Annotated in this window: 11 protein-coding genes, 1 tRNA gene and 1 pseudogene; 12 read left to right on the top strand and 1 reads right to left on the bottom strand. The window is 65.8% G+C overall.

Annotation, left to right across the window (positions count from 1 at the left end; translation table 11 throughout):
- Nucleotides 1–430: ribosome assembly RNA-binding protein YhbY (gene yhbY, locus C665_RS07625; protein ID WP_004304512.1), on the bottom strand; the 430-nt coding region annotated here is incomplete at its 3' end.
- A gap of 82 nt (nt 431–512) precedes the next feature.
- On the opposite strand from yhbY, the gene C665_RS07620 reads away from it, so the two are divergent.
- The 12 genes and pseudogenes from C665_RS07620 to C665_RS07565 all read left to right on the top strand — a co-directional run bounded on the left by C665_RS07620 (nt 513) and on the right by C665_RS07565 (nt 10,104).
- Nucleotides 513–1,136, top strand: coding sequence for an RlmE family RNA methyltransferase (locus tag C665_RS07620; RefSeq protein WP_004304510.1), 624 nt, complete (start codon nt 513–515; stop codon nt 1,134–1,136).
- 122 nt (nt 1,137–1,258) lie between these two features.
- Nucleotides 1,259–3,151, top strand: a complete 1,893-nt coding sequence (ftsH, locus tag C665_RS07615; RefSeq protein ID WP_004304508.1) for an ATP-dependent zinc metalloprotease FtsH — start codon at nt 1,259–1,261, stop codon at nt 3,149–3,151.
- Nucleotides 3,152–3,251: 100 nt separating this feature from the next.
- The gene (gene folP, locus C665_RS07610; RefSeq protein ID WP_012585166.1) at nt 3,252–4,082 is read left to right on the top strand and encodes a dihydropteroate synthase; all 831 of its coding nucleotides are present in this window, start codon (nt 3,252–3,254) and stop codon (nt 4,080–4,082) included.
- Nucleotides 4,083–4,138: 56 nt separating this feature from the next.
- A complete protein-coding gene (gene glmM, locus C665_RS07605) occupies nt 4,139–5,491 on the top strand; it encodes a phosphoglucosamine mutase (protein WP_004304504.1) in 1,353 nt (450 codons plus the stop codon).
- Between the two features lie 149 nt (nt 5,492–5,640).
- Nucleotides 5,641–5,883: pseudogene (locus C665_RS07600) on the top strand (phosphate ABC transporter ATP-binding protein); the annotation flags it as partial.
- A 122-nt stretch (nt 5,884–6,005) separates the two neighbouring features.
- A complete protein-coding gene (tpiA, locus tag C665_RS07595) occupies nt 6,006–6,743 on the top strand; it encodes a triose-phosphate isomerase (RefSeq protein WP_012585167.1) in 738 nt (245 codons plus the stop codon).
- Nucleotides 6,744–6,775: 32 nt separating this feature from the next.
- Nucleotides 6,776–7,126 (top strand): preprotein translocase subunit SecG, encoded by a 351-nt coding sequence (gene secG, locus C665_RS07590; RefSeq protein ID WP_004304499.1) that lies wholly within the window; start codon nt 6,776–6,778, stop codon nt 7,124–7,126.
- A gap of 65 nt (nt 7,127–7,191) precedes the next feature.
- Nucleotides 7,192–7,276 (top strand) — tRNA-Leu (locus C665_RS07585).
- A 107-nt stretch (nt 7,277–7,383) separates the two neighbouring features.
- The gene (ndhC, locus tag C665_RS20495) at nt 7,384–7,758 is read left to right on the top strand and encodes an NADH-quinone oxidoreductase subunit A (protein ID WP_004304497.1); all 375 of its coding nucleotides are present in this window, start codon (nt 7,384–7,386) and stop codon (nt 7,756–7,758) included.
- Nucleotides 7,759–7,761: 3 nt separating this feature from the next.
- Nucleotides 7,762–8,238, top strand: coding sequence for a NuoB/complex I 20 kDa subunit family protein (locus C665_RS20490; RefSeq protein ID WP_002926530.1), 477 nt, complete (start codon nt 7,762–7,764; stop codon nt 8,236–8,238).
- A gap of 14 nt (nt 8,239–8,252) precedes the next feature.
- Entirely contained in the window at nt 8,253–8,858 is a 606-nt protein-coding gene (locus C665_RS07570; protein ID WP_004304495.1) for an NADH-quinone oxidoreductase subunit C, read from the top strand.
- Nucleotides 8,851–10,104 carry an NADH-quinone oxidoreductase subunit D gene (locus tag C665_RS07565; RefSeq protein ID WP_004304493.1) on the top strand — a complete coding sequence of 418 codons (1,254 nt, stop codon included), beginning with the start codon at nt 8,851–8,853 and terminating at the stop codon, nt 10,102–10,104. Before C665_RS07570 ends, C665_RS07565 begins: the two co-directional genes overlap by 8 nt.
- Nucleotides 10,105–10,184 lie beyond the last annotated feature (80 nt).

Genomic DNA, 10,184 nt, shown 5'->3' with positions numbered 1-10,184 from the left:
GTCCGCGCGGGGCGGGCGCACGTGCCGGCGAGCGGCGCGACTCTGCGCTCGCCTTGGCGAGCGCGGCACGACGCGCGGCGGCAGCGAAGGCGGCGGCCGACTTGGCGGTGGAAGTGCGCACAGGCTTCTTCTCTGCGGGCGCGGAGCTCTTGTCGTCCTCGCGGCGCGCACGCCAGACGACGAGGATGCTGCCGATGTGCTGCACCGGGGCGGCGTCCACCGCGGCGCACAGCTCCTGCATCAAGGCCTCGCGCTGCTCGCGTTCGGCGCCCTGGACCTTGACCTTGATGAGCTCGTGCGCCTGCAGGGCGCGTTCGATCTCGGCGAGGACGGCCGGCGTGAGGCCGTTGCCGGCTACGGTCACGACGGGGTTCAGGTGGTGGGCACGGGCGCGCAGCTCGCTGCGCTCGGCCGGGGAAAGCTCGGTCATTGCAAATCTCTGGATGGGTGAAGCCCGGGACGCGGATTCTACCCCGTACGTGCCAAGGATGGCCGTCGCGGATGGAGCGAGGATGAAGAAGAACAAGACCAGCCGTGCCTGGGTGCACGATCATGTGAACGATCCCTGGGTGCAACGCGCCCAGGCCGAGGGTTATCGCGCACGCGCCGCCTTCAAGCTGCTCGAGATCGACGAGCGCGACCACCTGCTGCGTCCGGGCGCGGTGGTCGTCGACCTGGGAGCGGCGCCCGGCTCGTGGTGCCAGCTTGCGGTGAAGCGCTGCGGGCCCAAGGGACGCATCTTCGCGCTCGACCTCCTGCCCATGGAGCCGGTGGCGGGGGTGGAGTTCCTGCTCGGCGACTTTACCGAGGATGCCGTGCTCGAGGAGCTCGAAGCGCGCCTTGGTGGCGCGAGCGTGGATGTGGTGCTGTCGGATATGGCGCCGAACCTTTCAGGGGTTGCGACGGTCGACCAGGCACGTTCGGTACATCTTTGCGAATTGGCGCTGGACTTCGCGGTGCGTCATCTCAAGCCGGGTGGGCAGTTCGTGGTCAAGGTGTTCCAGGGCGAGGGCTTCATGGAGTATCGCAAGCAGATGGAGGCGGCGTTCGTCTCGGTGCAGGTGCGCAAGCCCAAGGCTTCGCGCGACCGTAGCGCCGAGGTCTATCTCGTCGGCCGGGGGCCGCGCCGGCCTTGAGTTCGCATGCGGGGGGGGCGATTGGGTTGCGCTATGTGCCCCATTGGTTTGCCCGTGGGAACAATCGCCACTAGAATCGGTCAGTCGCGTACAGGCCGGAATGGCTTTCGGGGAACAGAAAGTTGAACAATCTCTTCAAGAATCTCGCGATCTGGATGGTTATCGGCGTCGTGCTGATGACGGTATTCAACCAGTTCAACACGCGCCAGACGCCGGCCAGCACCATGGAGTATTCCCAGTTCCTGGAGGAGGCCAAGGCGGGACGGATCGCGCGCGCGACCGTCGATGGCCGCGTGCTCAAGGCCACCACCCAGGAAGGGCGCACGATCACGGTGTATACGCCGGGCGTGCAGGACATCTGGATGATTTCAGACCTGATGCGCTACGGCGTTCAGATCAACGCCAGCAAGCCCGAGGAGGAGCAGTCCTTCCTCGCCAGCGTATTCGTGTCGTGGTTCCCGATGTTGCTGCTGATCGGCGTGTGGATCTTCTTCATGCGCCAGATGCAGGGCGGGGGCAAGGGCGGGGCGTTCTCCTTCGGCAAGAGCAAGGCGCGCATGCTCGACGAGTCGGCCAATTCGGTGACCTTTGCCGACGTTGCCGGCTGCGACGAGGCCAAGGAAGAAGTTGCCGAGCTGGTCGAGTTCCTGCGTGATCCGTCCAAGTTTCAGAAGCTCGGCGGCCGCATTCCCAAGGGCGTGCTGATGGTCGGTTCGCCGGGTACCGGCAAGACCCTGCTCGCCAAGGCGATCGCCGGAGAGGCCAAGGTGCCCTTCTTCTCGATCTCCGGCTCCGACTTCGTCGAGATGTTCGTCGGCGTAGGCGCGGCGCGCGTGCGCGACATGTTCGAGCAGGCCAAGAAGCAGGCGCCCTGCATCATCTTCATCGACGAGATCGACGCGGTCGGCCGCCAGCGTGGTGCGGGTCTGGGCGGCGGCAATGACGAGCGCGAGCAGACGCTCAACCAGTTGCTGGTCGAAATGGACGGTTTCGAGGGCCAGACCGGCGTGATCGTGATCGCCGCGACCAACCGCCCCGACGTGCTCGACCCGGCTCTGCTGCGCCCGGGCCGCTTCGACCGCCAGGTGGTGGTGGCGCTGCCCGACATCCGTGGTCGCGAGCAGATTCTCAAGGTGCACATGCGCAAGGTGCCGATCGCGCCCGACGTCGATCCGCAGGTGCTGGCGCGCGGCACGCCGGGCTTTGCCGGTGCCGACCTCGCCAACCTGGTGAACGAGGCTGCGCTGTTCGCCGCGCGCGCCAACAAGCGTCTGGTCGACATGGAGGACTTCGAGCGCGCCAAGGACAAGATCATGATGGGCGCCGAGCGCCGCTCGGTGGTCATGCCCGAGGAGGAGCGCCGCAACACCGCCTACCACGAGTCCGGTCACGCGGTGGTGGCGCGTCTGCTCGACAAGACCGATCCGGTGCATAAGGTGACCATCATCCCGCGCGGCCGTGCGCTGGGCGTGACCATGCAGTTGCCGACCGAGGATCGCTACAGCCAGGACCGCGATCGACTGCTGCAGACCATCGCCGTGCTGTTCGGTGGCCGCATCGCCGAAGAGATCTTCATGAAGCAGATGACGACCGGTGCGTCGAACGACTTCGCCCGTGCCACTGACCTCGCGCGCCGGATGGTGACGCAGTGGGGCATGTCCGACACGCTCGGACCGATGGTGTATGGCGAGGAGGAGGGCGAGATCTTCCTCGGCCGCCAAGTCACCACGCACCGCAACGTGTCCGAGGCGACGATGCAGAAGGTCGACGCGGAGATCCGCCGCATCATCGATCAGCAGTACTCGCTGGCGCGGCGCTTGCTCGAAGAGAACAGCGACAAGGTCGAGGCGATGACGGCCGCGTTGCTGGAATGGGAAACCATCGACGCCGAGCAGGTGAATGACATCATGGCCGGCCGCCCGCCGCGTCCGCCGAAGCCGGCATCGGCGCCGTCCAGCCGTCCGAAGGACGACGCGCCGGGTGCGGCGCCCACCGCGCCAGCACCTGCCGCCTGAGTTCGACAACTTCCGTTTCAAGGGGCCGGCCGGACCGGCCCCTTTCCATTCCGGCGTCCGCGCGCCTGCGCCCGGACGCCTTGCTTTTCCCGAGGTCTCGATGTCCGTCCTGCAATGCGGCCGCTTCCGGCTCGATCTGTCCCAGCCCAGGGTGATGGCGATCATCAACCTGACCGACGACTCCTTCTCCGGCGACGGTTTGCGTGGCGACCTCGCCCGTGCGCTCGCGCGCGCCGAGCGTGCGCTGGAGGAAGGGGCGGAGATGCTCGATATCGGCGCCGAGTCGACCCGGCCGGGATCGGACCCGGTGCCCGAGGCGCAGGAGCTCGAGCGCGTGGTGCGCTTCGTCGAGGCCGCGCGCGGCTGGAAAGTGCCGCTCTCGATCGACACCCTGAAGCCGACGGTGATGCGCGCCGCGCTCGCGGCGGGTGCGGACATGATCAACGACATCAACGCGTTCCGCGCATCGGGTGCGATCGAGGCGGTTGCCGCGGGCGAGTCCGGCTTGTGCGTGATGCACATGCTCGGCCAGCCGCGTACGATGCAGCAGGATCCGCGCTACGCCGACGTGGTCGGCGAGGTGACCGGCTTCCTCGACGAGCGCGTTGCCGCCCTCGTGGCCGCAGGCGTGGCGCGCGAGCGCATCGTGCTCGACCCTGGCTTCGGCTTCGGCAAGAGCGTCGGCCACAACTATGCGCTGCTGCGCGAGCTCGCGCGTGTCGGCGTCGGCGGGTTGCCGGTGCTGGCGGGGCTGTCGCGCAAGTCCATGCTCGGCGCAGTCACCGGTCGCGCGGTCGGCGAGCGGCTTGCGGCCAGCGTCGCCGGGGCGCTGATCGCGGTGCAGAACGGCGCGCGTATCGTGCGGGTGCATGACGTCGCCGCCACTCGCGACGCGCTCGCGGTGTGGAAGGCGACCGTGACGGGATGCTGAGCAAGGCACCGCCCGCGGTGTCATAATCCGCGCTTTCGAAAGCTGCTGGAGCGAAGATGGCGCGCAAGTATTTCGGCACCGATGGTGTGCGTGGCAAGGTCGGTGATACGCCGATCACGCCCGAGTTCGTGATGAGGCTGGGCTATGCGGCCGGCGTGACCTTGGTCGCGCGCGAGAAGCTGCCCGCGGGCGAACACCCCGCGGTGCTGATCGGCAAGGACACGCGCATTTCCGGCTACATGCTCGAAGCCGCGCTCGAGGCCGGGTTCGCCGCGGCTGGTGTGGACGTGATGCTGGCCGGACCGATCCCCACCCCGGCGGTAGCCTATCTCACGCGCGCACTGCGCCTGCAGGCCGGCGTGGTGATCTCGGCCTCGCACAACCCCTTCTACGACAACGGGATCAAGTTCTTCTCCGCCGACGGCAGCAAGCTGCCCGATGCGGTCGAGGCCGAGATAGAGGCCCACCTCGACGAGCCGATGGGTTGTGTGGACTCCGCCCGCCTGGGCAAGGCGCGCCGCATCGACGACGCCGCCGGGCGCTACATCGAGTTCTGCAAGAGCACCTTTCCCAACGAGCTCGACCTGCGCGGCCTGCGCATCGCGGTGGATTGCGCGCACGGCGCGGCCTACCAGATCGCCCCCAAGGTCTTCCACGAGCTCGGCGCGGAGATCATCCCGGTGGGCGTCGAGCCCAACGGCCTCAACATCAACGACGGCGTCGGTGCGACGCGGCCGGAGAACCTGCGGCAGGCGGTGCTCAAGCATGGCGCGGACCTGGGCATCGCGCTCGACGGCGACGCCGACCGCCTGATCATGGTGGACCATCGGGGCGAGATCTACGATGGCGACAAGCTGCTCTACGTGGTGGCCTGTGCGCGCCACGCCGAAGGCCGGCTGGAGGGCGTGGTCGGCACGCTGATGAGCAACCTCGGCTTCGAGCACGCGATCCAGCGCCTCGGCACGCCCTTTGCACGCGCCAAGGTGGGCGACCGCTACGTGCTCGAGCTGCTGCAGGAGCGCGGCTGGAAGATTGGCGGCGAGAACTCCGGTCACATCATCTGCCTCGACCGCCACACGACCGGCGACGGCATCGTGTCGGCGCTGCAAGTGCTCGCCGCGCTCAAGCAGCGCGGACTTTCGCTGGCGGACGCCTGCGCGGATCTGGTGTTCTACCCCCAGCGCCTGATCAACGTGCGCATGCCTGCCGGCTTCGACTGGCGTGCGGACGGCTCGATCGCGAGCGCACAGGCCAGAGCCGAACAGACGCTCGGCGATAGCGGGCGCGTGCTGCTGCGCCCTTCGGGCACCGAGCCCCTGCTGCGCGTGATGGTGGAGGGCCGCGACGGCGAGCTGGTCGAGCGTCTCGCGCGCGAGATCGCCGGCGTCGTCGAGGAAGCGATCGCCTGATTCGGGCTGCATGAGATGGGAGGACGGGGCGCAAGGCTCCGTCCGGACGCGGGAAGAAGGCAGATCTGCCCGTTCGATGACACGCAGCGTGGCTGCGACAATCGCTGGCTACCTGACGGGCTCGGTCTTCAACCCCGAGGGGCATCCCGGCGGAGGAGCCGACTTCGGCGCTCGATCCGATCTCGACGGCGCGTATCGAAGAACTGATCGACGAACTGGAGGAAGAGTCCATCATCGTCGTCGTCACCCACAACATGCAGCAGGCGGCCCGGAGCTCGGACTACACCGCCTGCATGTACCTGGGCGAGATGGTGGAGTTCGACGTCACCGACGAGCTCTTCGTGAAGCCGAACAAGAAGGAGACCGAGGACGACATCACCGGTCGCTGCGGCCGAGCAACGATCCCGGGCGGAAGAGTGCGCGCCCCGCGCTGCGCGAGGCTTGGTCGCATTGCGGGTGATCGTCCGCAAGCCGTATAATCCTGCGGTTTATCTGCACGGATATTCCCTCTCCCATGACCAGACTCGTTGCCGGTAACTGGAAGATGAACGGCAGCCTCGCCGCCAATCGCGAGCTGCTCGACGGCCTCGTGTCGATCCCGGGCGTGGAAATCGCCGTGTGTGTGCCGTATCCCTATCTCGCCCAGGCGCAACAACGGCCCGAGGGCGTCGCCCTCGGTGCGCAGGACGTGTCGGAGTACGCGGCCGGCGCCTATACCGGCGAGGTGAGTGCGGCCATGCTCGCGGAGTTCGGCTGCCGCTACGCCATCGTCGGTCACTCCGAGCGCCGTGCCCTCTTCGGCGAGGAAGATGCCACGGTCGGGCGCAAGGCGCTCGCCGCGCTGCAGGCTGGCTTGGTGCCGATCGTGTGCGTGGGCGAGACGCTCGCCGAGCGCGACGAGGCGCGTGCGGTCGAGGTGATCGGCCGCCAGCTCGAGGCGGTGCGCGAGGTGCTCGGCGCCGCGGCGATGGGTGCGGTGGTGCTAGCCTACGAACCCGTGTGGGCGATCGGCACCGGGCGCTCCGCGAGCGTGGCGCAGGTGGCCGAGGTGCATGCTGCGATCCGCGCGTGGCTGAAGGTACACGGCGTGGCGGCGGGTGGCGTCCGCATCCTCTACGGCGGCAGCGTCAAGGCGGACAATGCCGCGGCGCTCTTCGCCGTGGAGGATGTTGACGGTGGGCTGATCGGCGGCGCCTCGCTCGTCGCTGCGGATTTCTTGGCCATCTGCTGCGCCGCGGCGGGTGGGGTCTGAGTTTCAACGATTCGTATCTTTCAGGATTCAAGATGGGTGAATATCTTTTCTCTCTCGTGCTTACCGTGCATGTGCTGGTGGGCCTCGGCGTGATCGGGCTCGTGCTCGTGCAGCACGGCAAGGGTGCAGACATGGGTGCAGCCTTCGGCAGCGGCGCATCGGGCAGTCTCTTCGGTGCATCGGGTTCGGCGAACTTCCTCAGTCGCACCACTGCGGTACTCGCCACGGTTTTCTTCCTGACCAGCCTCGGGCTCAGCTTCCTTGCCAGCAACAAGCCGGCGGCACCGGGCAGCGTGATGGAAGGGGCGCAGACTGCGCCCGCAACGAACCCGGCTCCGGCCGCGCCCGTCGAGTCCTCGCCGGCCCAGTCGATCCCGAAATAATTGGTTGCGAGCCCTTTGCGCAGTGCGGGAAAACACTTATAATTATCGCGCTGTCAGAACGAAGCGCCGACGTGGTGAAATTGGTAGACACGCTATCTTGAGGGGGTAGTGGCGAAAGCCGTATGAGTTCGAGTCTCATCGTCGGCACCACATTCCGGGAACGCCCGCAGAAGCGGGCGTTTCTACGCAGAGCTGAGCAATAACAATAATTGCGGCGCGCCAATGACGCCGCGGACTTCAAATGGGGGTTTCCGGACATGCTGGAAAATTATTTTCCCGTCCTGATGTTCATGCTCGTCGGCCTCGGCTTCGGCCTTGCGCCGGTCATCCTCGGGCGACTCCTCGCCCCCTATCGTCCCGATTCCGAAAAGAATTCTCCCTACGAGTGCGGCTTCGAGGCGTTTGAAGACGCCCGCATGAAGTTCGATGTCCGCTACTACCTGATCGCCATTCTCTTCATCCTGTTTGACCTCGAAATCGCCTTCCTCTTTCCGTGGGCGACGGTCTTCCAGGAGTTCATCGCCGCCGGCGAAATCGCTTGGTTCGTATTCGGCTCAGTGATGGTTTTTCTGGCGATTCTGGTCATTGGCTATATCGTCGAGTGGAAAAACGGCGCACTCGACTGGGAGTAATGCATGAGCATTGAGGGCGTCTTCCGCGAGGGGTTCGTCACCACCTCGCTCGATGCGGTCATCAACTGGACGCGCACCGGCTCGTTGTGGCCGATGACCTTCGGTCTGGCCTGTTGCGCGGTCGAGATGATCCACGCGGGCTGTTCCCGCTACGACTTGGATCGCTTCGGTGTTGTGTTCCGGCCGAGTCCGCGCCAGTCCGACCTGATGATCGTCGCCGGAACCTTGTGCAACAAGATGGCGCCGGCACTGCGCAAGGTCTATGACCAGATGTCGGAGCCGCGCTGGGTCATCTCCATGGGCTCCTGTGCCAACGGCGGTGGCTACTACCACTATTCGTACTCGGTCGTGCGCGGTTGTGACCGCATCGTGCCGGTCGACGTCTATGTGCCGGGCTGTCCGCCCACCGCCGAGGCGCTGATCTACGGCATTCTCCAGCTCCAGAACAAGATCAAGCGCACGAACACGATTGCGCGCTGACGGGTGTCCCAGACATGAGTGCCAAGCTAGAACGCCTCAGCCAGACCTTGCGCGACGTTTTCGGTAACCGGATCCAGTCGCTCGTACTCGATCGCGGTGAAGTGACGATCGAGGTCTCCGCTGCCGAATATCCCCGCGTCGCACGCCAGCTTCGCGACCATGCCGATTTGCGCTTCGAGCAGTTGATTGACCTTTCGGGTCTCGACTACTCCGCCTACGGTAACGCGATCTGGGAGGGCAAGCGCTTCGCTTCCGTCGCCCACCTGACCTCGGTCAAGCACAACTGGCGCCTGCGTGTTCGCGTGTTCGCCGACGACGACGCCTTCCCGGTGATCGATTCGGTGGTCGATGTGTGGCCGAGCGCTAACTGGTACGAGCGCGAGTCCTTCGATCTGTACGGGATCCTGTATTCGGGCCACCCGGATCTGCGCCGCATCCTGACCGACTACGGTTTCGTCGGTCATCCGTTCCGCAAGGACTTCCCGGTTTCGGGGTACGTCGAAATGCGCTACGACCCGGAGCAGGGCAGGGTCGTCTATCAGCCGGTGAGCATCGAGCCGCGCGAGAACACGCCGCGCATCGTGCGCGAAGAGAAATACGGGGACGTCGGCCATGGCTGAGATCCGCAACTACACGATCAACTTCGGTCCGCAGCACCCCTCGGCGCACGGCGTGCTCCGCCTCGTGCTCGAACTCGACGGCGAAGTCGTCGAGCGCGCCGACCCGCACATCGGCCTCCTGCACCGCGGCACCGAGAAGCTCGCCGAGACGCGCACCTGGGTGCAGTCCGTGCCGTACATGGACCGTCTCGACTACGTGTCCATGATGTGCAACGAGCACGCCTACTGCATGGCGATCGAGAAGCTGCTCGGGGTCGAGGTTCCGCTGCGGGCCCAGTACATTCGGGTGATGTTCGACGAGATTACCCGCGTCCTGAACCACCTGCTCAACATCGGTACCCATGCCCTCGACATCGGCGCGATGACCATGGTGCTGTATACGTTCCGCGAGCGCGAAGACCTGATGGACGTCTATGAGGCAGTCTCGGGTGCGCGCATGCATGCGGCGTACTACCGTCCGGGCGGCGTCTATCGCGATCTGCCGGACCGCATGCCCAAATACGAGGTCAACAAGTTCAAGAACGAGAAGACGGTTCGCGAGCTCAACGCCAACCGCGAAGGCTCGATGCTCGACTTCCTCGAGGACTTCACCAACCGCTTCCCGACCTACTGCGACGAATACGAGACACTGCTGACCGACAACCGCATCTGGAAGCAGCGCACCGTCGGCATCGGCGTGGTATCGCCTGAGCAGGCGCTGGCCTGGGGTTTCACCGGTCCGATGCTGCGCGGCTCGGGCATCGCCTGGGATCTGCGCAAGAAGCAGCCCTACGAGGTCTATGATCGCGTCGATTTCGATGTGCCGATCGGCAAGAACGGCGACTGCTACGACCGTTACCTGTGCCGCATGGAAGAGATGCGCCAGTCGAACCGCATCATCAAGCAGTGCATCGACTGGCTGCGCAAGAACCCCGGTCCGGTCATCACCGACAACCACAAGGTCGCGCCACCTTCTCGCGAGGCGATGAAGACCAACATGGAAGAGCTGATCCACCACTTCAAGCTCTTTACCGAAGGCATGCACGTGCCAAAGGGCGAGGTGTACGCGGCGGTCGAGCATCCGAAGGGCGAGTTCGGCGTGTATGCGGTGTCGGACGGGGCGAACAAACCCTACCGGCTCAAGCTGCGCGCGCCGGGCTTCGCGCACCTCGCGGCCATGGACGACATCGCCCGTGGCCACATGATTGCCGACGTGGTCGCGATCATCGGCACGATGGACGTGGTGTTCGGCGAGATCGATCGCTGAGCGCGCCCGCGCGCAACAGCGGATGGGCGCCTGCGGGCGCCGCGGTATCAAACAAGAATCGGCAGGCTATCCGGAAGATC

The sequence above is a fragment of the Thauera aminoaromatica S2 genome (genome assembly GCF_000310185.1).
Taxonomy (GTDB): Bacteria; Pseudomonadota; Gammaproteobacteria; order Burkholderiales; family Rhodocyclaceae; genus Thauera; species Thauera aminoaromatica.
This window is presented reverse-complemented; position numbering and strand designations above follow the sequence as displayed.